This is a genomic window from Glutamicibacter sp., from assembly GCF_032154645.1.
Classification (GTDB): Bacteria; Actinomycetota; Actinomycetes; order Actinomycetales; family Micrococcaceae; genus Glutamicibacter.
Genome location: NZ_JALDXV010000005.1, coordinates 103590 through 126644, shown reverse-complemented (window position 1 = coordinate 126644; position 23055 = coordinate 103590). Strand labels below are relative to the sequence as shown.

At 57.0% G+C, this 23055-nt stretch carries 25 protein-coding genes and 1 other RNA gene; 16 read left to right on the top strand and 10 right to left on the bottom strand.

All coding sequences use genetic code 11. The annotated features are described in order from the left end of the window. Nucleotides 1–171 precede the first annotated feature (171 nt). The 14 genes from RUH64_RS06580 (at nucleotide 172) to RUH64_RS06515 (ending at nucleotide 11373) form a co-directional block, all read left to right on the top strand. A complete protein-coding gene (locus RUH64_RS06580; protein ID WP_313812254.1) occupies nucleotides 172–1398 on the top strand; it encodes an ATPase, T2SS/T4P/T4SS family in 1227 nt (408 codons plus the stop codon). Further along, entirely contained in the window at nucleotides 1395–2246 is an 852-nt protein-coding gene (locus tag RUH64_RS06575; protein WP_313812253.1) for a type II secretion system F family protein, read from the top strand. Before RUH64_RS06580 ends, RUH64_RS06575 begins: the two co-directional genes overlap by 4 nt. Then, the gene (locus RUH64_RS06570) at nucleotides 2243–3184 is read left to right on the top strand and encodes a type II secretion system F family protein (protein WP_313812251.1); all 942 of its coding nucleotides are present in this window, start codon (nucleotides 2243–2245) and stop codon (nucleotides 3182–3184) included. Before RUH64_RS06575 ends, RUH64_RS06570 begins: the two co-directional genes overlap by 4 nt. A gap of 77 nt (nucleotides 3185–3261) precedes the next feature. After that, nucleotides 3262–3477: a hypothetical protein gene (locus RUH64_RS06565; RefSeq protein ID WP_396275993.1), complete on the top strand. Its 216-nt coding sequence runs from the start codon at nucleotides 3262–3264 to the stop codon at nucleotides 3475–3477. Between the two features lie 7 nt (nucleotides 3478–3484). Continuing rightward, nucleotides 3485–3904, top strand: a complete 420-nt coding sequence (locus RUH64_RS06560) for a pilus assembly protein (RefSeq protein WP_313812249.1) — start codon at nucleotides 3485–3487, stop codon at nucleotides 3902–3904. Beyond that, nucleotides 3897–4352, top strand: coding sequence for a hypothetical protein (locus RUH64_RS06555; RefSeq protein ID WP_313812247.1), 456 nt, complete (start codon nucleotides 3897–3899; stop codon nucleotides 4350–4352). Before RUH64_RS06560 ends, RUH64_RS06555 begins: the two co-directional genes overlap by 8 nt. Continuing rightward, nucleotides 4345–4845, top strand: a complete 501-nt coding sequence (locus RUH64_RS06550) for a hypothetical protein (RefSeq protein WP_313812245.1) — start codon at nucleotides 4345–4347, stop codon at nucleotides 4843–4845. Before RUH64_RS06555 ends, RUH64_RS06550 begins: the two co-directional genes overlap by 8 nt. Nucleotides 4846–4894: 49 nt before the next feature. Further along, entirely contained in the window at nucleotides 4895–6010 is a 1116-nt protein-coding gene (gene prfB / locus RUH64_RS06545; RefSeq protein WP_313812244.1) for a peptide chain release factor 2, read from the top strand. Between the two features lie 307 nt (nucleotides 6011–6317). After that, entirely contained in the window at nucleotides 6318–7121 is an 804-nt protein-coding gene (gene ftsE / locus RUH64_RS06540; RefSeq protein WP_313812242.1) for a cell division ATP-binding protein FtsE, read from the top strand. Further along, nucleotides 7121–8035 (top strand): permease-like cell division protein FtsX, encoded by a 915-nt coding sequence (gene ftsX / locus RUH64_RS06535; RefSeq protein WP_313812241.1) that lies wholly within the window; start codon nucleotides 7121–7123, stop codon nucleotides 8033–8035. The genes ftsE and ftsX overlap by 1 nt, the downstream gene beginning before the upstream one ends. A 57-nt stretch (nucleotides 8036–8092) precedes the next feature. Then, a complete protein-coding gene (locus RUH64_RS06530) occupies nucleotides 8093–9523 on the top strand; it encodes a peptidoglycan DD-metalloendopeptidase family protein (protein WP_313812240.1) in 1431 nt (476 codons plus the stop codon). 138 nt (nucleotides 9524–9661) lie between these two features. Then, on the top strand, nucleotides 9662–10141 hold the full coding sequence (gene smpB / locus RUH64_RS06525; protein ID WP_313812239.1) for an SsrA-binding protein SmpB: 480 nt from the start codon (nucleotides 9662–9664) through the stop codon (nucleotides 10139–10141). Nucleotides 10142–10259: 118 nt separating this feature from the next. Then, nucleotides 10260–10628, top strand: a transfer-messenger RNA (tmRNA) gene (gene ssrA / locus RUH64_RS06520). A gap of 277 nt (nucleotides 10629–10905) precedes the next feature. Continuing rightward, entirely contained in the window at nucleotides 10906–11373 is a 468-nt protein-coding gene (locus RUH64_RS06515; protein WP_313812238.1) for a DUF2568 domain-containing protein, read from the top strand. 67 nt (nucleotides 11374–11440) lie between these two features. On the opposite strand, the gene crcB is transcribed toward RUH64_RS06515, so the two are convergent. From crcB to aroA, 7 genes are all read right to left on the bottom strand, one after another. Further along, nucleotides 11441–11794, bottom strand: a complete 354-nt coding sequence (crcB, locus tag RUH64_RS06510; RefSeq protein ID WP_313812332.1) for a fluoride efflux transporter CrcB — start codon at nucleotides 11792–11794, stop codon at nucleotides 11441–11443. A gap of 20 nt (nucleotides 11795–11814) precedes the next feature. Then, nucleotides 11815–12306 carry a CrcB family protein gene (locus tag RUH64_RS06505; RefSeq protein ID WP_313812237.1) on the bottom strand — a complete coding sequence of 164 codons (492 nt, stop codon included), beginning with the start codon at nucleotides 12304–12306 and terminating at the stop codon, nucleotides 11815–11817. 10 nt (nucleotides 12307–12316) lie between these two features. Next, complete coding sequence (locus tag RUH64_RS06500) at nucleotides 12317–12799, bottom strand: universal stress protein (RefSeq protein WP_313812236.1); 483 nt, start codon at nucleotides 12797–12799, stop codon at nucleotides 12317–12319. Between the two features lie 221 nt (nucleotides 12800–13020). Next, the gene (locus RUH64_RS06495) at nucleotides 13021–13647 is read right to left on the bottom strand and encodes a metal-dependent transcriptional regulator (protein ID WP_313812235.1); all 627 of its coding nucleotides are present in this window, start codon (nucleotides 13645–13647) and stop codon (nucleotides 13021–13023) included. A gap of 6 nt (nucleotides 13648–13653) precedes the next feature. Further along, nucleotides 13654–14457 (bottom strand): inositol monophosphatase family protein, encoded by an 804-nt coding sequence (locus RUH64_RS06490; RefSeq protein WP_313812234.1) that lies wholly within the window; start codon nucleotides 14455–14457, stop codon nucleotides 13654–13656. Nucleotides 14458–14470: 13 nt separating this feature from the next. Further along, nucleotides 14471–15565 carry a ribosome small subunit-dependent GTPase A gene (locus tag RUH64_RS06485; RefSeq protein WP_396275992.1) on the bottom strand — a complete coding sequence of 365 codons (1095 nt, stop codon included), beginning with the start codon at nucleotides 15563–15565 and terminating at the stop codon, nucleotides 14471–14473. Beyond that, nucleotides 15565–16917 carry a 3-phosphoshikimate 1-carboxyvinyltransferase gene (aroA, locus tag RUH64_RS06480; RefSeq protein ID WP_313812331.1) on the bottom strand — a complete coding sequence of 451 codons (1353 nt, stop codon included), beginning with the start codon at nucleotides 16915–16917 and terminating at the stop codon, nucleotides 15565–15567. The genes RUH64_RS06485 and aroA overlap by 1 nt, the downstream gene beginning before the upstream one ends. Nucleotides 16918–17181: 264 nt before the next feature. Between aroA and RUH64_RS06475 the strand changes: the two genes are divergently transcribed. Then, nucleotides 17182–17829, top strand: a complete 648-nt coding sequence (locus RUH64_RS06475) for a sigma-70 family RNA polymerase sigma factor (protein ID WP_313812231.1) — start codon at nucleotides 17182–17184, stop codon at nucleotides 17827–17829. Between the two features lies 1 nt (nucleotide 17830). Beyond that, a complete protein-coding gene (gene rsrA, locus RUH64_RS06470; RefSeq protein WP_141365610.1) occupies nucleotides 17831–18091 on the top strand; it encodes a mycothiol system anti-sigma-R factor in 261 nt (86 codons plus the stop codon). A 78-nt stretch (nucleotides 18092–18169) separates the two neighbouring features. Here the strand turns inward: rsrA and RUH64_RS16895 are convergent, their stop codons facing one another. From RUH64_RS16895 to RUH64_RS06460, 3 genes are all read right to left on the bottom strand, one after another. After that, a complete protein-coding gene (locus RUH64_RS16895) occupies nucleotides 18170–18244 on the bottom strand; it encodes a 50S ribosomal protein bL37 (protein WP_369299107.1) in 75 nt (24 codons plus the stop codon). A 145-nt stretch (nucleotides 18245–18389) separates the two neighbouring features. Further along, nucleotides 18390–18995, bottom strand: coding sequence for a GDSL-type esterase/lipase family protein (locus RUH64_RS06465; RefSeq protein WP_313812230.1), 606 nt, complete (start codon nucleotides 18993–18995; stop codon nucleotides 18390–18392). A 156-nt stretch (nucleotides 18996–19151) separates the two neighbouring features. After that, nucleotides 19152–22922, bottom strand: a complete 3771-nt coding sequence (locus RUH64_RS06460) for a multifunctional oxoglutarate decarboxylase/oxoglutarate dehydrogenase thiamine pyrophosphate-binding subunit/dihydrolipoyllysine-residue succinyltransferase subunit (RefSeq protein WP_313812229.1) — start codon at nucleotides 22920–22922, stop codon at nucleotides 19152–19154. Between the last annotated feature and the right edge of the window lie 133 nt (nucleotides 22923–23055).

Sequence of the window (23055 nt, the reverse complement as noted above, 5' to 3'; positions counted from 1 at the left end):
CACAAATTTGGTAAACATCTTGAAAGCCCGCAATGTCAGGGCTAGGCTCCGGAGACATACTTATTAGATTTGCAAACGATTCAGGTACATGAGCTGAACTGGCAATTATCGCCGGTTGTCCCCGAAAACTCCGGGAAGTTGCCGATCCCCCAGGCATTAGAGGACCTAATCGTGGATGCTTTATCCATCGTAGAAGATGAAGTTCGTGAACTAGTACGGCGTCGTGGTCTTGACCCGGCCAAGCAACCTAACGTGATGAAGTCATTAATTGATGATGTTTTGAGAGATTACGACGAGCGGGCGCTACTTGGCGCAGTGCCGGCACTAGGCGCAATTGAATTGGCACGTCAAAAAATTTATGACAATGTTGCTGGATTTGGCGCGCTTCAGCAGCTGCTCGATGATCCAACGGTAGAAGAAATATGGATAAATTCGCCACAGCAGGTGTTTTGTGCACGAGGCGGACAAAGCGAACTTACTCATATATGTCTGGATTCAACAGAAATATCGACGCTAGTCGAAAGAATGCTGAAGTCTTCCGGGCGACGACTAGATCTTTCCCAACCATTCGTTGATTGTCAGTTACCTGATGGTTCACGATTGCACGTGGTAATACCTGACATCACCCACGAACACTGGGCAGTCAACATTCGTAAATTTATTGCACGTGCTTCGAAATTGGAGGATTTAGTAGAACTTAAATCGTTGACTCCGATGGCAGCGACTTATCTTGGCTGGGCAATCGCTGCAGGACTAAACATCATCGTAACTGGGCCGACGCAGGCAGGTAAGACAACAATGCTCAACGCGCTGTCGGCGGCCATTGGCTCGCGGGAACGCGTTATTACCATTGAAGAAATATTTGAGCTCAACCTCCGACTTCGAGACGTCGTTGCGATGCAAACACGTTTGGCAAATCTCGAGGGTACAGGCGAAATTACTATGCGCAGGTTAGTTAAGGAAGCTCTGCGCATGCGTCCTGATCGCATCATTATTGGCGAAGTTAGGGAAGCCGAGTCGCTCGATATGTTGATTGCATTGAATTCGGGAGTTGCCGGACTCTGTACCCTCCACGCGAATTCCGCTCGGGATGCGATAGTCAAGATCTCGACTTTGCCCTTGCTGGCGGGGCCGAATATCACCAGCGATTTCACCATAAAAACAGTTGCCGCGTGCATTGATCTAGTGGTCCATTGTGTGCGCGACGCATCAGGGAACCGGTTCATTAATGAAATTCTTGCAGTCCGGAACAGAGTTGAATCCGGTGCTATTGAGACGTCAACTCTATTCGAAAGGCAACACGGTGAACTACTTCCTGCGCCGGGCGCAGACTGGGCGCACAGCAAGTTCGATCTAGCTGGATTCAACGTCGCTGAGCACTTGGGTCAGGCATCATGAGCCTTTTACTTGGTCTCATTGGTGGGTTGGGTATAGCGACTATTGCCGACTGGATGCTTTATGCGCCTTGGGAAATGAAGCGCCGGAAAGGTTCAGCCATTCAGATGGCACTGCTACGTGCAGGAATTACTACCGTCAGTCGCGCGAAATTCGTGATAATTTGTTGCGCTAGCTCCATCGTTTTTGCACTTGTCACCCTTGGCCTGACGGCATCATGGTTATTCGCCGCGGTCTTCATGGTCTTTGGGCTGTTTACACCATGGGTATATTTGCGTCATCAGGCTGCGAAACGGCAGGCTGCGTTACAGGAACAGTGGCCGGAAGTTGTTGATCATTTACGAAGTGCCATTCGTGCGGGCTTATCATTGCCAGAATCCTTGAGCCAACTCGCGACTGTGGGGCCTGAAACACTTCGCCCAGTATTTCGAGAATTCGCATTGGACTATCGGGCGACAGCAAACTTCGTTGTAGCGGTCGATCAGTTGTCTAAACGACTAGCTGATCCGGTTGCCGATAAGATCATCACGACCTTGCGAATTACGCGAGAAGTTGGTGGCACGGATTTGGGACAAACGCTCGCGACCCTTGCTGCATTTCTCCGTGACGATGTTCGCACGCGTGGCGAACTGACTGCCCGTCAATCTTGGATTGTATCTGCTGCTCGATTAGCAGTCGCAGCACCGTGGATCTTGCTTTTGGTCCTTGGGACACAACCTGCGGCAAAAGAAGCGTATATGACGCCCGGGGGAGTCTTTGTACTCATGTCGGGACTTGTGGTTTCTTTCATTTGCTACAGAGTAATGCTGCGGCTTGGCACACTTCCCGTCGAGGAACGTGTGTTGTCGTGAATAGCTATTTGCCATGGGCAGTTCTCTGCGGAAGTGGGCTTGGGCTTGGTCTTTGGATTGTGATTCTGAGGTTGCCAGCCTGGCGCCCCATGTCGTTTGCGGATAGGGTTGCTTCGCATATTCGAGTCGGTGTGCGCTCATCAAGGATGCTAGAAGATTCCTGGCAGAAAGACTCCGGCAAGTCAGCGGTGTGGCAACTCGCTCGACCATTGCTTGAGCAGTTGAAAAGGCTCACAACGGTTCACAGCCCAACGTCAGCAACCGTGAAGAGACGACTCAGAGCCGCGGGCCTTCAACTTAGCTTGGTTGACTATCGATCGCAGGAATTACTATGTGCGTTCGTGGGGGTGGTCTCGGGTGCAGCGTTAATGATTGCGCTGTCGTTGAGACAGCCATTGTCCTTCGTCTTCGCATTAATAGTCGTTATAGGATGCGGTCTTCTGGGCTATTTCTTGCGTGGATGGTGGTTGGGAGAGCAAGTAAGGAAGCGGGCACGACGAATACTAACTCAATTCCCTACGGTCGCCGAGGTTCTTGCATTGACCGTAGGAGCCGGAGAATCAACGACAGGCGCTATCGAACGAATATCGCGGATCTGTCACGGGGAAATCGGAGACGAATTAACGCAGACCTTAAACGATATTCATGCAGGAACAAGTATGGTTGTGGCCTTGTCCAACATGTCAGATCGAATTCAAATCGGCGCAATGACCCGCTTTGTAGATGCGATTACTGTTGCCACGGAACGCGGGACTCCTCTTGGACAAGTCCTCCGAGATCAGGCCCAAGACGTTCGTGACGCTTCTAAGCGTGAGCTGATGGAGATTGCAGGCAAACGTGAAATCTCAATGCTAGTGCCCATCGTTTTCGGTGTTTTGCCTCTGACGATCGTATTCGCTATTTTCCCTGGGCTGGCGCTTTTGGAGATGAGCTATTGACCGATAATTCACAAATTCTTTGAGTCATCACGTATCCGCTTTCAAAAGGAGAACTAGCCATGTTAAGGTTTCAGATCTTGATGTATGCAGCACTTTGCACGTGTCTAAACGCGATTCGAGAAATTTCTGCACACGGTTCGCGAAGAGTCCAAGATTCGCGGGGAGATGTGCCGGGATGGGTAATGATTACACTAATGTCTGCGCTTTTGGTTGCAGCGTTACTTGCGATTGCCGGGCCAAGGCTGCAGGAGTTATTCAACCAAGCTATCGATAGAGTTTCTGGACTCGGATAGCCCGTCAATGAATGCCAAATCAGGAAATCTGATTCTGTTCCCTGCAATTGAAGTCAAAAGCAGGGAACAAGGCTCTGCCGTAGCCGAGTTCGTCATGATTACAACATTGCTCGTTGTCATCGCCATTACGGTCATCCAGTTAGCGCTCGTCTTGCATGTAAAAAATACGATCACCGACGCAGCGGCAAATGGTGCCCACTACGGAGCGTTGGCGAATAGGGCACCCTCTGATGCAATGGGCCGGACTAAAACCTTGATTTCAACTGCGCTCAATGAGCGCTTCGCGAACGACATAGATGTGACTGTCTATCCAATTGGGGACGGGCAGTTGGTGACAGTCACTGTCCATACCAAGGTTCCTCTGGTTGGGCTTCTCCCTACAGGATGGGATCTAACGGTTAGAGCTGATGCGGTGCGCTATGAGTGACGCCAAGTCCAAAGAATGTCGTGCACTCTCGTACTGGCTCAGAACGCCTAATGATCAACGTGGTAGTGCAATAGTCGAGTTCATTTTCGCAGCCACGATCCTGATCATTCCGTTGACCTACTTGGTCTTTGCTGTTGGAGCTCTTGAAGCTGGTAGCTATGCCGTAGTATCAGCGGCCGATCAGGCAGCAAAGGTTTATGCAGCTTCCGGTACACCGGCCCAGGCCGAGGCGAATGCACATTCCGTCATTTCTCGGGCCATGCGAAATTTTGGATTTGAGGATGCACACTCCCGCATCGTCTGTGATCCGAAGTGCCTAGAACCTGGATCTGTAGTGACAATTACAGTGAGCCTAGAAGTGCCGTTGCCTGTAGCTTCTGACTACTTCAACGTGTCGGTCTTTACCGTAGATTCCACGTCTGCCCAGCGAGTTGATCGCTTTGGCTGACGAGCAGAATATGGATGCATGCAGGCTGAATCGATTTTCATCCGATCGGCGCGGACTGAGAAGTCCGAACAACGCGGAAGAAGGGCAGGCGCTGGTGCTGGCGATAGGCCTTTGCGCTTTGGCCTTGGTGACGATTTCTGTCGTGATGGCGGTAAGCGCCGTTAACATGAAAGCGAGACAGCTACTGGCAGTGGCAGATGGTGCCGTCGTAGCTGCGGTTGACGAGTTCGACTTTGTGGCAGTCGGGGGCGCCCCGAAAATTCAGCTGACAACTTCACAAGTACGTCATGGGGTCGAACGGTACGTCGCTGACATTAAAGCCAGTAACCGCATCGACAATCTTGATATTCGCTCAATTCATATACTTCCAGGAGGGCAAGGCGCTGAACTGGTGCTGGCGGGTTCAGTGGATCCGCCAATTGTGGGTTGGATCGTCCCGTCAGGAATTCCTATAGAAGTAACCGCCAGCGCACAGACTGTCTTGAGCCGTTAGACGGCAGAAATCGGAATCTGCCAAAGCAATGACGTAGTCTTAGTAGACCATGGCAAAAACTGACTTTCCTGCTGAAATCCGTTCCCTTCGTGCGACTTTCGCCGCCATCGAGGAGGTGAGCGACGTCGAACAGCTCAAGGCCGATATTGCTGTATTGTCCGAGGAAGCCGGAGCCCCTGATCTCTGGGATGATCCCGCGAGCGCGCAAATCGTCACGAGCAAGTTGTCTTACCGCCAGTCTGAGTTGGAGCGTTTGACGAAGCTGCAGACCAGAATAGACGACTTGGAAGTACTCGTTGAACTTGCAGAACTGGAAGACGACGCCGAAACGATTGAAGAAGCGGACAGGGAATTAGCTTCAATTCATAAAGCACTGGAGGATCTGGAGATCGTTACATTGCTGAACGGCGAATTCGATTCGCGGGGCGCGGTAGTGACCATCCGTTCTGGTGCGGGTGGTGTGGACGCGGCTGATTTTGCAGAAATGCTGATGCGTATGTATCTGCGCTGGGCGGAGAAGCGAGGGTACAAAGCAACTGTCATGGATACCTCGTATGCAGAAGAAGCCGGACTCAAATCGGCTACCTTTGAAATTGACGAACCCTATGCTTTCGGTGTCTTGTCGGTTGAAGCAGGCACGCATCGCCTGGTGAGAATTTCGCCTTTCGACAATCAGGGACGTCGTCAGACGTCCTTTGCTGCTGTAGAAGTCGTGCCCCTTATTGAGCAGACAGACACAATCGAGATTCCTGAATCAGAGATTCGCGTTGACGTATTCCGCTCCTCGGGCCCCGGCGGTCAATCTGTGAATACGACTGATTCGGCAGTTCGCATGACGCACATACCCACGGGCATAGTTGTGTCGATGCAGAACGAAAAGTCGCAGATTCAGAACCGAGCAGCAGCCCTGCGCGTCTTGCAGTCTCGTCTGCTCCTTTTGAAAAAGGAACAGGAAAATGCACAGAAGAAAGAGCTTGCAGGAGATGTCAAAGCCTCCTGGGGCGATCAGATGCGTTCGTATGTGCTGAACCCGTATCAGATGGTCAAGGACCTACGCACTGACCATGAAGTTGGAAATACCCAGGCAGTTCTTGACGGCGAGATTGATGACTTTATCGACGCTGGCATTCGCTGGCGTGCAGCTCAGCGTCGTCCTGAGAAATAGGTTGGTCATGACCAAGGCGTGATTGGTCAACTAGTGATCGTCAACCAGCAGTACCTTGAAAATGTAATCAATTGGCCAGGTGCTTAGATTAGTGTGACTTTCCGAGGCGATTTCGCCTGGTTTCATGGGCATATTGATCTTTTGAACAAGCTGTCAGTAGCTGATGAATCTGGCAACACGCCCTTGAATTCCTCAGGAAAGTCGGTGGCACACCGATAAGGTTTGGTTGATTGGCGCATCATTAGACGTTTGCACTCGAGATTGGTTTTCGTGGGTCGCGCCCCGACGAAAGCTGGCGATTGAAGACATGATTAAATTCGAAAACGTCTCGATGGTTTACGAGCCACGGCAGGAAAATGCTGCTTTGGATGACGTGAGCATCGAGATCAACCGCGGTGAATTCGCATTCCTTGTCGGTGAATCTGGCTCAGGTAAATCCACATTCCTCAGCCTCGTGCTACGTGAGAAGCGCTCATCAGCTGGTGCAGTTTATGTTGCGGGGCAAAACTTAAATCGCATCTCCAGTCGTCGGGTTCCGAAATTGCGTCGAAATATTGGATTCGTTTTCCAGGACTTCCGACTGCTCAGAGAACGCACCGTCTTTGACAACGTTGCTTTTGCCATGGAAGTAATCGGTGCATCGCGTGCTCAAATTCGCGATAGAGTCCCAGACGCCCTGAAGCTTGTTGGTTTGGAGGGCAAGGCCCGTCGCAAACCTACCGAACTGTCCGGAGGTGAACAGCAACGCGTAGGTATAGCTCGTGCGATTGTTAATAAGCCTGCCATCTTGCTGGCCGATGAGCCGACAGGCAACCTTGACCGCAAGAACAGCATTGAAGTCATGAATGTTCTGGACAGAATTAACCAGAATGGCACCACCGTATTAATGGCTACACATGCACACGAGCTGGTCAGTGAATACCGTCATCGCGTTATCGAGCTGAACCATGGCCGAATCATACGTGACGAAGTCGAAGGCCAGTACACCAAAATGACTACCGTGGTGAATCAGGACGGCTCTCGCGCATTGCTTTTCGGAGATGACTCAACCCAGCAAGATCGGGATGCAGACATGACCGGAGATATCAATGAAAAGAAGGACGAAGACTAGTGAGACTCGGATTTATCCTGCGTGAAGCTGTCAAGGGGTTGCGCCAGAACGTCGTTATGGTCGTTTCTGTCGTCCTGGTGACCTTCGTATCGTTGACCTTCGTCGGTGCAGCCGCACTGCTGCAACTTCAGATTAATCAGATGAAGGGCTACTGGTATGACCGAATGGAGGTTGCAGTCTACCTTTGCGACGACACCAGCGCCTCGACAAACTGTGCCGGAAAAGAAGTCACCGAACAGCAACGTTCAGACATTAAGACGTTGCTCGAATCCGAGCAACTGAAGCCATATATCAAGGAAATTGCCTACGAGTCCAAGGATCAGGCGTACATGAATTTCCTTGATCAGTACAAGAATTCGTCATTGGTGGATCAGGTCAAGCCTGATCAACTTCCTGAGTCCTTCCGCGTCGCTCTAGTGGATCCGGAGAAGTACCAAGTAATTAATGAAGCGCTATCGACCGTTCCCGGTGTGGAATCAGTTGTTGATCAACGCGAACTTTTGGAAAAGGTCTTCCAACTCGTTCGTGTTGCTTCCGGTGCAGCTGCAATTGTTGCTGCGGTGATGATTGTTTGTGCTGTTTTGCTTACCGGAACAACTATTCAGTTGTCCGCAATGCACCGACGGCTTGAAACTACGATCATGCGTTTAGTTGGAGCTTCTAAAGCGACGATTCAGTTACCTTTCATTATTGAAGGCGTTATAGCTTCGTTAATTGGCGGCGTACTGGCCACAGGAACGCTCTGGATGCTGATGAAGTTCTTGGTTCAGGACAAACTCGCAAGTGAAAACGTGGGTGTTGCGTTTATTTCGACTGACGAAGTTTGGCTAATTGCGCCCGCTCTCTTGATACTTGGTATCGTTTTGGCAACAATTTCATCAGTGGTAACGTTGAAGCGATACCTGAAGGTTTAGCTGTTTCCACTAACCGTGGTGGTACCGACGAAGCTCTACACATACCCAAGGAGTCCTATGCTGTCCAACGCAGTTCGGCGCAAGTTCTTGCGCGCCACCATTGGTGGAGCAATGGCATTTGCCCTCACGTTGCCTGCAGGGGTGGTATTCGCTGACGACTTGGATGATAAGAAAGTCGAAATTCAGCAGAATATCGATAATTTGGAGCAAGACATGGAGTTCCTGGATTCCGATATCCAGGAGACCGACAAAAAGCTTCGCGAACAACAAGCCCAGGTTCCGGTTCTTCAGGCGGCACTTGCAGATGCACAAAGCCGTGTGGCCAATGCTCAGTCTGCGGTTGCAGATCTAAATGACCGATTGATAAGTGCTCAAGACACTCGGGATAAGGTAGCAGCACAGATCCAGGCCAATGATGCCAAACTTGCCAAAGCCGAGGACGCGATGGCGAAGATCGCTTCCGAAGCTTATAAGCGTGGCGGCGTTTCCGGTGGCTTGGACATGATCTTGAACATGGATTCTGCGACTGCCATGGCTGATGGACTTGACATGGCGAACCGGGCAATGGAATCACAGAATTCTGCTTATAACGACTTGGCCCAAGAACGCGCCAACAATGAGAACAATAAAGCTCGCCTTGTAGCCGTTGAAAAGGAAATTGCTTCTCTCAAGTCGCAAGCTGAAGATGCATTGGCCCAAGAGGAAAACGCTCGCGATGCTGCACAAACGGCCAAGGATGACTTGGATGCGTTAGTGGTCAGTACAGAGTCTCTGAGTGCTGAGCTTGAAGCTAAGAAACCTCAAATTCAGGCCAAGCTCAACGCTGAGCAAGAAGAACGCGCGCAGAATAACGCCGCAATCAAGGAACGCCAAGAGCGCTTGATCCGTGAGGAAAAGGAACGCCAGCGCAAGGCCGCTGAAGCCGAAGCAAAGCGTAAGGCAGCTTTTGAAGCAGAGCAGCAGCGCAAAGCAAAGGCAGCTAAGGCGAAGAAGAAGAGCTACGTTAAAAAGCAGTATGTCCCGTCATCTTCGTCCACGCCTAAGGCTCCAAGCTCAGGATCCAGCGCCTGGGGATTGATTAAGCCGACCAACAGCAACAACATCACCTCGACTTTTGGTTGGCGTCCGACCCCTGCTGGGACTATTGATTACGGCGGCCGGGGCGGGTATGTCCACGCGGGTCTTGACTGGGGCTTCGGCGGACAGTGTGGATCTCCAATTTATGCTGCTGCCAGCGGTGAAGTTTGGATAGCCGGCTGGGGTGGCACCTCGGGCAACAAGGTCCTGATTTCTCATGGCGTGGTTAACGGTAAGGCCCTTGCTACCGGATACCACCACATGTCGAAAGTGGCGGTCAGTGTGGGCCAGAAGGTTTCACAAGGCCAAGTCATTGGCTACGTCGGAACTACAGGTAATTCAACCGGTTGCCACCTGCACTTTGAAACCGTTATTAACGGTCAGGCAGTCAATCCTATGGGACTGCTCTAGAAATAATACGAGCAATGCCAAGCGTCAGCTACCCCAAGTGAATTTGCGACTGGGGTAGCTTTGGCGTTTCAACATCCTTTATTCATTTAGACTTGGTGATTGGGTGCAGGAATTCGACTGCGCCGTGCAAGGAGTGTCATGGCCAAGAAGAACCAAGAAGATCGTGTGATCGCCAGCAACCGCAAGGCTCGGCACGATTATGAAATTCTCGATACTTTCGAGGCAGGCATGGTCCTCACTGGAACAGAAGTTAAATCCCTGCGCGAGGGCAAAGCCTCGCTGGTCGATGGGTTTGGCCAGTTCTATCGAGGAGAACTGTATATCGAGAACTGCTACATCCCTGAGTACCTTAACGGCTCATGGACAAATCATGCCGCTCGCCGCCGGCGCAAACTGCTGTTGCATCGTCAGGAGCTCCTCAAAATCGAGCGTAAGGTCAGCGAAGCGGGCCTGACTATCGTTCCATTGAGCCTGTATTTCAAAGCAGGTCGGGCCAAGCTCGAGATAGGTATTGCTCGCGGTAAACGTGAATTTGACAAGCGCCAAACACTGCGAGAGAAGCAAGACAACCGCGAGGCACAACGGGCTATGCGCGAACGCAACCGCAGGAGCGCCTAAGCGATTGAAGTTCAGATCATGGCGCAACTCTCATTGGGATCTGGCCAGAGGTTGCGCTATGATTATTTAACACACTTTGGTGTGGTTGCACCCGTTTTCGGGACTGACAACAAAATACGGGGATGATCGGTTTCGACGGTGTAAGTCGCGACAGATGAAGCGGGCCGAGGATGCAAAGTTATCTCGTAAACGCTCTTTGCAAACCAATAAGTGCCGAATCAAAGCGCACTGACTTCGCTCTCGCTGCCTAAGCAGCCAGACAGTCCGTTAGCCAGGGGATGCTATCGCCCCTGTTCCTAACGTCATTTAGATAGCCACTGTATTGCGCGGTTGTTACCGTTGCGTAGTACATATTTAGGTAACTGTGCCCGGATCAGTCACATGTTTGCGTGATGACTGGGGCAGAGAAAATCCGCAGCAAACTGCGCCCGGAGAAGACCTGGCAACACTACATCGGACGGGAGTTCAATTCTCCCCATCTCCACTCACAAGAGCTCCGGCACCTTAGGGTGCCGGAGCTCTTGACGTTTAAGACTTTGTTATCTGGCGGATGCCGGAGTGGCGAGCTTGATAGTTTGCCTGCTATTTCCGATAAGTTCTGTCCAGATCTGTAATTGCATTCCTCAACCGACTTCTTAAGACGCACGTGCATTTATTCTGATGCGCGCCTATTCGCGAGTCGAATGATAACCACTTAGACTTAAACAGATACCTCAAGAATAATAATTGTGCGAGAGCGCAAATACACTGTAAGGAAGTCAGTAATGGGTAAGAACGGCGCCACGCAGGTTTCACCCATTCTTAAGTCCCTGTACGCAGCCGTTGCGTTTCTTCTCGAAGTTGGATTACTTTTTGCCGCCGCACTGGCGGCAATTGCTTTCGTTCCGTTACCAATGATTGTTGCCATCTTGGTAGTTGTTGTACCGTTGCTGGTGATCTGGTCAGTCTTCTTTTCACCTAAGGCAGTGATCAAGCTTCGTTTGAGGACAAGGATCGTACTGATTCATTTGATTTACCTAGTTGGTTCTTACACATTGTGGCTGAGCGTCGACCACTCATTTACTGACCAGTCGCAAATTTGGGCAATCGCGATGCTGGCCTTAACCGGAATCAGTGCAATATTGATTCTTGCCACTGGCGGGTACGTTGTTCCACATGACCGTACGAAACCTCAGGAACTGATTGTCGACAATGAAAAAACATCATCACGTGGCCGGAGAGCAGCGAGGTAGTGTGGTTGGCAAAAAATAAGCTAGGGCGTCGTCCCTAGCTTATGGTTTTTAACGGAGTCCATCGAGCTCACAGCCAGCTAGCCAACAAAAGCCCTAATAGTGCGGAGATTACAGCCCCTAGTAGGGTGCCAAACGCGTTCACAGCACCAGCCAGCGTTCTTCCTGCCTGAACTAACCTGACAGTCTCAAAACTCGACGTCGAGAAGGTAGTGAAACCTCCAAGCAGTCCGGTGCCAATGGCGACCTGCCAAGCTGGACTGAGCAGATTTCCAGCTACCAACCCGGTCAGTAGTCCCAGCAGAAACGAGCCGGAGAGATTGATGGATATTGTGCCCCAAGGGAGCGCTCCTCCAGATCGCGCCTTAATTGATGCATCGAGGAAAAACCTTGCGCAAGCCCCAAGTCCTCCGCACCCTGCCATGGCGAGAAATAAGAAGGGAGTCACTTTGCCTCCCGAATGCCTTTGGTGTTCGCGATTTTCGAACCGCAAAGAATGCCGAGAAACGTCGCCACTGCTCCAACCAGTACCGTCCCCAGGGCATAGACCAGCATGGTGTTAGTCATGCCTTTAGTTAGGAGCAGAGCACTGTCCGTAGCCAAGGTACTGTAGGTGGTGAATCCGCCTAAGTACCCAGTGCCGATCATGAGGCGCGACCGCTGACGCCAACCTTGATCTTTTCCGCTGCGGGACAGAGATTCCAACAACACTCCCAAGAGAAAAGCTCCGGCGATGTTGATGAAGAAAATTGTCATCGGGAAAGTCCCGGACGATGAGAAAAACAGGCTCAGCGCTTCCCGGCTAGAAGTTCCTGCCGCTCCACCGATGAAAACGAGGCACAGGCTGCCAAAGCGGTGATGCAAAGGGCGTGATGGTGAAGAGCTCACCGTGGGAGTGTCGTCGCGGCCAGCAGACTGTGCCTGGAATTTTGTCATAAGCGAATTTCTATGTGTTCGAAGTTCGTGTGGAAGGAACGATCAGAATTGGGCGAAGTTGTTTTTGCGCCAGGCGAACTGCAACCGATCCGTTGAGCAATTCATGTAATGAGGTTCGCAGCGAACGCTCCCGGCTGCCCAGAACGATGAGCCTTGCGTCGAGATCATCGGCAAGTAGACCCAGTTCGAAACTTGCGTTGCCGGCCCGAGCTCGGACTTCCCAACTGATGTTGTACGAGTTGAGCAGCGTCTCGAAACGACCGAATAACTCCGGGGGCATAACCTGTGCCGAGTGTCCGGTGGAATCTGGATCGATGGGCGATGAAACTACCGTGCCGTCCGCGAGCCTGTCGACCGTGTACCGGGTCGGGTCGACCCATACACAGATTAGGGCCGCGCCCATCTGTTCTGCGAGACGTGCGGCTTGTTCTAGAACCCGCTGGTCCTGTCCGGGGTAGACGCCAACGATGATTGGGGCTGAAGGATTACCCATAGCAACCACGCAACGTCGAGGTCCCTAGTGAAATTGAATCTAGTGAAATTGAATGGCGCATGATTCTCCTACCTTTGAACGCGACGAAGCGGCCGAGGTAGGGACTGTTGTCGAGTCGGCCTTGTGGCTGATTCGAAGTTTGGTTTCGGCGAGCCCCACCGCCGCGTCGGTTGACCCGATAGGTACATTTTTGCACACGCCCCGCAGGAAAGCGATGCCGGTCAGACAGGTCGTACCCAAACCATCGATGCATCGAGATAGTTCAGCGAATGCGGCAGGTTGATGCGTGCTCCAGGAACCAAACCCATCTCATGGGCGCGACGCAGAAAATCAGGGTCTTCGTCGCTGATACGGTCGATGAGTGCGTCCTCACCCGTGAAGCGATCCAAGCGGACGGCAATGCTGGCAGGAAGCGTGCCGTCGGCTGCGGGAATGGCGTCGCCATGCGGATCGCGGCTCGGATGGCCAAGTCGCTCGTCGAGGGCATCGATGAAGCGGTCGGTGACGGTGTGCTCCAATGCCTCTGCCTCATCGTGCACCTCGTCCCAACCATAGCCGAGCTCGTCGCGCAGGAATGTTTCCAACAGGCGGTGCCGCCGGACCATGCGCAGTGCTTCGCGCCGGCCGGTGGAACTGAGCGTGATGGCTCCGCGCGGGACGTGGTTGACCAGATCTTTGCCTGCCAGTTTCTGCACCATGGTGGTGGCAGAAGCGGGGGACAGGCCGAGCTGATCGGCCAACGCACCGGTACTGACGGGGAAATCCTCCCACTCCGTCAGCAGGTACAACGCCTTGAGGTAATCTTCTTCGCTGGTGGTCAGCCGGCGCGGGTCGCGGTACTTGGCCATCGAAGCCTATCGATTCAGATAGGGCAGGATCACCGGGTGCAGCAGTGCATTGGTGGCAAGCGCATTGCCGCCGTGGCAGCCCTCAACCCCTGCCACGGAGGTGAACCTGCCACCGGCTTCGCGGACCACAGGCACCAACGCCGCCATGTCGTAGAGTTCTAGTTCCGGCTCGAACGCGGCGTCGACCGCTCCCTCAGCGAGCAGGGCATAGGAAAGGAAATCTCCGTAACCGCGGGTACGCCAGGCCTGGTCAAGCAGTTCCAGCAGGTCATCGAGCTTGCCTGCATCTTTCCAGCCGTTCAGTGAAGCGTAGGACAGCGACGCATCCGAAAGCTGCGCGACCTTGGAGACATGGATGGGCCGGGTGGCAGTGGAACCCACCGTGGCGCCCGGCTCGGTGACGAATGCTCCGAGTCCGGTGGCTGCATGCCAGCGTCGGGTCATCGCAGGAGCGGAGATGACGCCGAGGACCGGTTCATCGTCGATCAACAGCGCGATAAGCGTGGCCCACACCGGGACGCGACGCACGAAGTTCTTGGTGCCGTCGATCGGGTCGATGACCCAGCGGCGCGAGGAATTTCCGTGCACGCCGAACTCTTCGCCGAGCACCGAGTCACTGGGACGATGCTCGGCCAGCGCTGCAAGAATCAGCTTTTCGGCGCCGCGGTCGGCATCCGACACCGGGGTCATGTCAGGCTTCGTTTCCACGCTCAGGTCGTTGGCGCCGTAGCGGGCGAGCGTGAAGGCATCGACCTGATCGGCCAGGGCGAGGGCGAAGTCTAGATCCTGTTGCAGAGTGTATTCAGCCATGTCGGTGCGCGCCCTAGAGGGCGCCGAGCTCCTTTTCGTGGGTTGTTTCCTCGGTGGTGACCAGGCGCCGATAGGAGGCGAGACGTGCCGCCGCGTGTGCAGGGGTCGACTCCTCCTTTGACCAGGTATCCAAGGCGCAGCCTGCTTCTGACTCGGCGTGGGTGCAGCCGCGTGGGCACCCGGTGGCGATCTGCGCCAGATCCTCGAAGGCGGCAAGGATGTTCTCAGAGTCCACCAAGCCCAGCCCGAAGGAACGGATGCCAGGGGTGTCGATCAGCCATGACCCGGGGGTATCGCCCAGGCGCAGCGCCAGCGCGTTGGACGAGGTGTGGCGGCCGCGGCCGGTGACCGCATTGACGTGCCCGGTGGCGCGTTCGGCACCGGTCAACGCGTTGACCAGGGTGGATTTGCCCACGCCCGAATGCCCCAGCACCACCGAAACGCACCCCGCAAGCAGTTCCTCAAGTTCGCTCAACGCCGCGGCGTCCAATCGGGCGCTGGAGCCGTCGGCCCCGCGGGCGTCGACGCCGGAGGCCTCCGCGGAGGTGGTGCGGGAGATGACCACCGGAAGATCGAGACCCTCATAGTGCGAGAGGAACTCCTCAGGATCCTTGACATCGGCCTTGGTCACGCAAAGCACCGGCTGAATGCCCGCGTCGTAGGCGGCGACCAGGGCGCGGTCGACGAACCCGGTGCGCGGCTCGGGGTTCGCCGCCGCCACCACGATGACCAGCTTGTCTACATTTGCCACCACCACGCGCTCGGTGGCGTCGGTGTCATCGGCGCTGCGGCGCAGCAGGGTGCTGCGCTCTTCGATGCGCACCAGCCGTGCCAGGGTGTCCGGGTTGCCGGAGGTATCTCCGACCAGCGCCACACGGTCGCCGGGGACGATGGCCTGGCGGCGCAGTTCGCGGGCGCGGGCGGCGATGACGATGCGCTCCTTGGCGGTGTCTTCGTCGAGGATGGCGGTGTAGCGGCCCCGGTCGACGGTGATGATGCGCCCGATCTGAGCCTTGTCGTAGCTGGGGCGGTCCTTGGTGCGCGGGCGAGAACCGCGCTTGTTAGGACGGACCCGGACCGCAGATTCGTCGTACTCCGAGTAGCGCATCATGCCTGCTTCCCTCCGGTGGCAGCCATCGCCGTCCACAGCCCGGGGAAATCCGGCATGGTTTTGGAGGTGGTGGCGATGTCCTGCACGCGGATGCCCTCGATGGCCAAGCCCAGCAGCGCCCCCGCGGTGGCCATGCGATGGTCCTCGTAGCTTTCAAGATCGGCGGCCCGCAGCGGCCCCGGGGTGATCAGCAGCGCGTCGTCGGTAGCCTGCACCGTGGCTCCGACCTTTGCCAGTTCTGCTTCCAGGGCTGCCAGGCGGTCGGTTTCATGTCCGCGCAGATGCCCTATCCCAGTCAGCCGGCTCGGAGCGTCGGCCAGCGCACACAGCGCGGCAAGGGTGGGCGCGAGTTCTGAGGCGTCGGCATAATCGATGCCGTGGATGACCCCGGTGCCGCGCACCGCAAGCACCCCGTCCCCTCCCAGTGACACCTCGGCGCCCATGCTGCGAAGAATCTGCACCCATTTGCCCCCGACCTGGGTGCTCTGCGTTGGCCAGAACGGCACGCGCACGGTGCCGTTGGCAGCCAGGGCGGCGCCGAGGAACGGCCCGGCGTTGGACAGGTCAGGTTCGACGGTGACGGTGAAGCCTGAGATGCGCCCAGGGGCCACATTCCAGCCGCGACCGTCCTGGTCAACCTCGAGCTCGGCGCCGAGTTCGCGCAGGGTCTGTACGGTCATGTTGATGTGATCGGGGGAGGCGATATGGCCTTCGGCGGCGCGCAGGTGCAGGCCGCCGGGCAATGCCGGCGCCGCAAGCAGCAGTGCAGAAATGAATTGCGAGCTGCCCGAGGCGTCGATGTCGACGGTCCGACCCGTGCCGAGCTCCCGTGCATCCATGGTGAAGGGCAGCTTGCCCGGCTCGCCGGCAAAGCTGAATTTGACGCCGAGCGCCGCCAGCGCATCGAGCACCGGGGCCATCGGGCGGACCCGTGCTGACACGTCGCCGTCGAAGGAAGCTTCTGCCGCTGCTACGGCTGCCAGGGCGGGTACGAAACGCATGACGGTGCCTGCAAGTCCGCAGTCGATCGGTGCGGGGGATGAATTCAGCTGCTGCGGGGGAGTGACGAGCACCGTGGTGGATCCGTCGGGCAGCTTCTGGCGGCTGATCTCTACACCGAACGCCTCGAGCGCTTGCAGCATCAGCTCGGTGTCCCGGCTGATTAGGGTGTTGTGAATCGTGGAGGGCGAGGAGGCCAGCGCGGCCAGGATCAGATACCGGTTGGTCAGCGACTTGGAAGCTGGGACGAGGACTGTTGCGTCAAGCGGTGCCTGCGCATAGGGGGCAGGCCACCAGTTCGACTGTTCCTCGTGGCCGTTGCTGCTTCCAGTGCTGGGTAGGGTGCTGATGTTGGCTGTTCCTTACTATCAGGGCGCCTGCTCAAGCCGCCAATGGGAGACGCGTGGATGGCCGCCGGGCATGCACGGCATCGGTAGTTAAATCCTAGCCGAGAATGCCCGGGGAATAAGGGATGAAAGCCGTCGGTTGTATCAAGTGTGACGACGATTGAAGACACCTGCAGTGCGGGAGGCAGCACCTGTGTCGTGGACAATGCACCACGGCCGGGTACATCACTGTCCGATGCCCGGCGTAAACGCGTAGACTCTAAGACGATGACTAATGAGAGTGTGGACGCGAATCTTCCCGATGTGAGCGTCGAGACCGAGGCACAGCGCCGCGAGCGGTTCGAACGGGATGCACTGGGCTATGTCGACCAGCTGTATTCGGCTGCGTTGCGCATGGCACGCAACCCATCCGACGCCGAAGATCTGGTTCAAGAGGCATACACGAAGGCCTACTCGGCCTTCCACCAGTACAAGCCCGGAACCAATCTCAAGGCGTGGCTGTACCGCATCTTGACCAACACCTATATCAACCTCTACCGCAAACGCCAGCGCGAACCGCAACGGACCAGCACGGACACCGTTGAGGATTGGCAGATGGCCTCGGCGATGGAGCATTCGGCCACCGGACTGCGTTCGGCCGAGGCCGAGGCGCTGGATCACCTGCCGGATTCCGACGTGAAGGCTGCATTGCAGTCCATTGGCGAGGATTTCCGCATGGCAGTCTATTTCGTCGACGTCGAGGGCTTCAGCTACAAGGAAGCCTCCGAGATCCTTGGGGTGCCGATCGGCACCGTCATGTCCCGGTTGCACCGTGGACGCAAGCAGCTGCGAGATTTATTGTCAGACTACGCGGCAGATCGTGGAATCAGGGCAGCGGACAAACCCGCAGCCAAGGTTGATGGAGGGACGAAGTAAGATGGACTGCAATTCATTGGGGGACTGCGCCGATGACCGCATGGTGCGCATCTACGAGTACCTCGACGGCGCGCTGACCCTGGCCGACCTCAAAGAGGTTAAATCGCATCTGGAGCAGTGCCCGGAATGCACCGAGCAATACGATCTTGAATGCATCATCCGTTCGGTGGTGCGCCGCAGCTGCCAGGAACACGCACCGCAGCAGCTCAAGGCCAATATCATCACTCGCATCTCGCAGATTCGGATCGAATCCGGTCACTAGCTGCCAAAGGCCGAAGAAAAAACCCCGTATCACTCGAAATATTCGAGAGGTACGGGGTTCTTCGTCTTTTCGCTTCGCTTAGCTGTTTGGACGCTTGCCGTGGTTGGCACCGCCACGCTTGCGATCGCGACGCTTACGTGCGCGCTTCGACATGGTGACTCCTTAGAGGGATCATTTCAACCGCCCGAGAGGTTCGGGCCGACTAATAGTCTTTCACATTTCCGGTTCAAAAACCTAACGGGCGACTGTGGTGTCCAGCCCATCGGCCCTCCGCGAGGAGCGGAGGAATGCCGTGTGTCTAGCCTGCGCTTGGCTCCGGCAGCTGCAGCCAGGAATACCAGCCGCGGTGCAGCACCAGCCATGCCATGAGTCCGTACCCGGCTTGGCCTGGCACGCCTCCCGAGGCGTTGAGATCGGCTCGCCACTGCGCATGCGTGCGCAGCGGGGCAAAGGTGTCGATGTAGTGGTGGTTGCGGCGCATCGCGACGTCGGCGTAGACCCGGTTGAGTTCGGCGACCCGCTCGTTGCGTGCCTCGTCCAGCCCGGGGGCCGGTCCCACCAGCAGGGCCTTGATGTTCATCTGCGACGCTGAGTCCAGGATGTTTGCGAGGTTCAGGCGGCTGCGCGCGGTGCTGACCTCCAGATCCACGTCGCGGTCTGAAAGTGCGATGACCAAACGGTTCTCATACTGGTCGCTGAAACGCCGCGTCGCTTCGCCGAGCCAGCGTTCGGCCAGCGCTTCGGAGCCTTCTGCGGGGGCTGCGAGCACAAATGACTGCAGCCGCAGGCTCGGATCCTGGGTGCGGGCCATGACACGGCCAAACCAACCAAGTGCCCGCGGGTCGCCATGACCTGCCAGAAGTTCGTCTCCGATTGCTGTAATGCGGATGGTTCGTAACTCCAACTGGCGACCTTTCGTTGGCAAAAGATGAATCGGACTCAACCTTAGCAGTGTTGCAGGGCTCGATCCGGGAGGCTGGGGCGGGTTAAATGCCACAGCCGGCGAACCTTCCCTTGTGAGGACGGCTCGCCGGCCGGTGGTGCTTGGCGCGCAGCTGGTTTAGCGGGCGAATGCCTGCTGCATCAGAATGGCGTTTTCAGCCTCGTGGCGCTTGGCGTTACCTGCCGAGGTCGCCGCCGACCCCGGACGGGACACCAAGTTGACCTTCTGCGGCAGTCGCGGCGCGACGTACAGGCCAAAGTAGGTCCATGGCCCCTGGTTGGATGGCTCGTCCTGAACCCAGGTGACCTCCGCGTTCGGGTACTTGGCGAGCTCGGCGGCAATCTGCTCCACCGGTGCAGGGTAGAGCTGCTCCACACGGACGATCGCGGTCTTCTCATCGCCGGCCTTGGTGCGAGCTGCGAGCAGGTCGTAGTAGACGCGGCCCGAGCACAGCAGCACCTTGTCCACTGCCGCCGCATTGGCGATCGATGCATCGCCGATGACTTCCTGGAAGCCGCCGGTGGTGAAGTCCTCCACCGAGCTGGCTGCGGCCTTCAGGCGCAGCAGCTGCTTCGGGGTGAACACGATCAACGGCTTGCGCGGACGGGCGTAGGCCTGGCGGCGCAGCAGGTGGAAGTGGTTGGCACCGGTGGAAGGCTGGGCCACCACCATGTTGTTCTCTGCACACAGCTGCAGGAAGCGCTCGATGCGGGCCGAGGAGTGGTCCGGACCCTGGCCTTCGTAGCCGTGAGGCAGCAGCATGACCAGCGAGGAGGACTGCGACCACTTCTGCTCAGCCGAGGAGATGAACTCGTCGATGATGGTCTGGGCGCCGTTGACGAAGTCGCCGAACTGAGCCTCCCACATCACCAGTGCATCCGGGCGCTCCACCGAGTAGCCGTATTCGAAGCCGAGGGCTGCGTATTCGGAGAGCAGCGAGTCGTAGATCCACAGTGGGGCCTGGTCGTCGCTCAGGTGGTGCAGCGGGTACCACTCGTTGTCGTTCTCACGGTCGTGGAAGACCGAGTGGCGCTGCACGAAGGTGCCGCGGCGAGAGTCCTGGCCTGCCAGGCGGACCGGCACGCCTTCCATGGACAGCGAGCCCAGGGCAGCGAGCTCGGCGAAGCCCCAGTCGATGCCGCCTTCGCGGGACATCTTCTCGCGGCGCTCCAGCAGCGACTTGAGCTTGGTGTGCATGGTGAAGCCCTCCGGCACTGCCAGGTGGGCGGCACCGATGTGCGCCAGGGTCTGCGGGGAGATCGCCGACGGACGGGCCCCGTCAATGGTGCCCTCGTCAGCGGCCTGGGCGAATGGCTTCTCCAGGTCGTTGATGGTCGAGCCCGGGGTGATGATCGGGATCGGCGAGGTCTGGGCGGCGTGGGTCTCCGCGAAGATGCGCTCCAGAGATTCCTTGTACTCGGCCAGTGCGTTGTCAGCCTCTTCCTGCGTGATGTCGCCGCGGCCGACCAGGGCCTCGGTGTACAGCTTGCGGGTTGAGCGCTTGGCCTCGATCAGGTTGTACATGATCGGCTGGGTCATCGATGGGTCGTCGCCCTCGTTGTGGCCGCGGCGGCGGTAGCACACCAGGTCGATGACGACGTCCTTGCCGAACTTCTGGCGGTACTCGAAGGCCAGCTGGCCCACGTGGACCACTGCCTCCGGGTCGTCCCCGTTGACATGGAAGATCGGTGCCTGCACGCTGCGTGCGATGTCGGTGGCGTAGACCGAGGAGCGCGAAGAACTCGGAGCGGTGGTGAAGCCGATCTGGTTGTTCACGATCAGGTGGATGGTGCCGCCGGTCTTGTAGCCGGGCAGCTGGCTCATGGCCAATACCTCGGAGACCACGCCCTGGCCGGCAAATGCTGCATCGCCGTGGACCAGGATCGGCAGGACTGCCTCGCGGGAGTTCAGCCGGTCCAGCTTGGCGCGGGTGATGCCCTCGAGCACCGGGTCCACTGCCTCCAGGTGCGATGGGTTCGCAGCCAGGTAGATCTTGGTGGTGTTACCCGAGTCCGAGGTGTAGGAGCCCTCGGTGCCTAGGTGGTACTTCACATCGCCCGATCCTTGGACCGAGCCCGGGGTAGCGGTGCCCTCGAACTCGCGGAAGACCTGTCCGAAGGTCTTGCCGGCGATGTTGGTCAGCACGTTCAGGCGTCCGCGGTGGGCCATGCCGATGGCCACCTCGTTCAGCTGCGCGTCGGCAGCGTCGGAGATGATGGCGTCAAGCAGTGGGATCAGCGACTCGCCGCCCTCAAGGCTGAAGCGCTTCTGGCCGACGAACTTGGTCTGCAGGAAGGTCTCGAACGCCTCGGCGGAGTTCAGCTTGGACAGGATGCGCAGCTGCTCTTCGCGGCTTGGCTTGGTGTAGCCGTGCTCCAGCTTGGCCTGGAACCACTCGCGCTCCACCGGGTTGTTCAGGTGCATGTACTCGGTGCCGATGGTGCGGCAGTAGGCGTCGCGCAGGATGCCCAGGATGTCGCGCAGTAGCGCGCGGTCCTTGCCGCCCAGGCCGCCGGCCAGCCACTCGCGGTCCAGATCCCACAGGGTCAGGCCGTAGGACTTGATGTCCAGGTCCGGGTGCTTGCGCTGGACGTACTCCAGCGGGTTGGTGTCAGCCATCAGGTGGCCGCGCACGCGGTAGGAGTTGATCAGGTGTTGGATGCGGGCGACCTTGTTGACCTGCAGGTCGATGTCGACCTGGTTGTCTACCGCCCAACGGATCGGCTCGTAAGGGATGCGCAGCTGCTCGAAGATCTCGTCGTAGAAGCCCTGCTCGCCCAGCAGCAGCGACTCAACCAGCTTCAGGAATTCGCCCGAACCTGCACCCTGGATGACACGGTGATCGTAGGTGGAGGTCAGGGTGATGTGCTTGCCGATGCCCAGCAGCGCCACGGTCTTCTCAGCGGAGCCACGGTACTCTGCTGGGTATTCCAGGGCGCCGACGCCGATGATCGCTGCCTGGCCCTTGGACAGGCGGGGCACCGAATGCACGGTGCCGATGCCGCCCGGGTTGGTCAGCGACACGGTGGTGCCGGCGTAGTCGTCGGCGGTCAGCTTGTTGCCGCGGGCGCGCTTGATCAAATCTTCGTAGGTGGCCCAGAACTCGTTGAAGCTCAGGGTCTCGGCCGCCTTGATGTTCGGCACTGCCAGCATGCGGGTGCCGTCCGGCTTTGGCATATCGATGGCGATGCCGAAGTTCACGTGGGCCGGCTGGATGGCGGTTGGCTTCTTGTCGATGACGTCGTAGGTGACGTTCATCGATGGGATCTGCTTCAGCGCACGGATCACGGCGAAGCCGATCAGGTGGGTGAAGGAGATCTTGCCGCCGCGGGCGCGCTTGAGGTGGTTGTTGATGACGATGCGGTTGTCGATCATCACCTTGGCCGGCACTGCACGCACGGTGGTTGCAGTTGGCACGGTCAGGCTGGCGTCCATGTTGGTCGCGATGGCCTTCAGCGGGCCGCGCAGGGCGGTGCGCTTTTCTTCACCGAACAATTCGGTGGATGGGGTGGCCTTCGGGGCCTGGGCAGGAATCGGCGCCGTCTTCGGTGCTGGTTCCGCCTTCTTTGCAGGTGCCGGTGCTGCTGCAGCAGCTGGAGCTGCGACCGGTGCAGCGACGGGCTCGGTGGAGCGGGCCGCGGTTGCGGCACGAGGGGCTCCTACGCCGTTGTCGGCAGCTGCATTAGCTGCGGGTGCTGCTGCCGCCGGCTTCGCTGCCGGTGCTGCTGCTGATGGAGTCGACTTCTCATCGGCGAGGGATTGGAAAATATCCCACCACTTCTTGTCTACCGAATTCTTATCGACGAGATACTGTTCGAATAGCTCATCTACTAGCCATTCGTTTCCACCAAACTCTTCAGTAAGTCGGTGGTGTGCTTGCTCTGGCACGTGCAACGCCTCTTCCCTGATTTCTACGTTGTTCTAGCTTGAGCCGGTGGTCTGACGAGGACGTGATAATGACCGCCGAACTCACAATATTTCTAGACCTGCGCACCAGTCTAGTAACTTTTCTACGCACTTG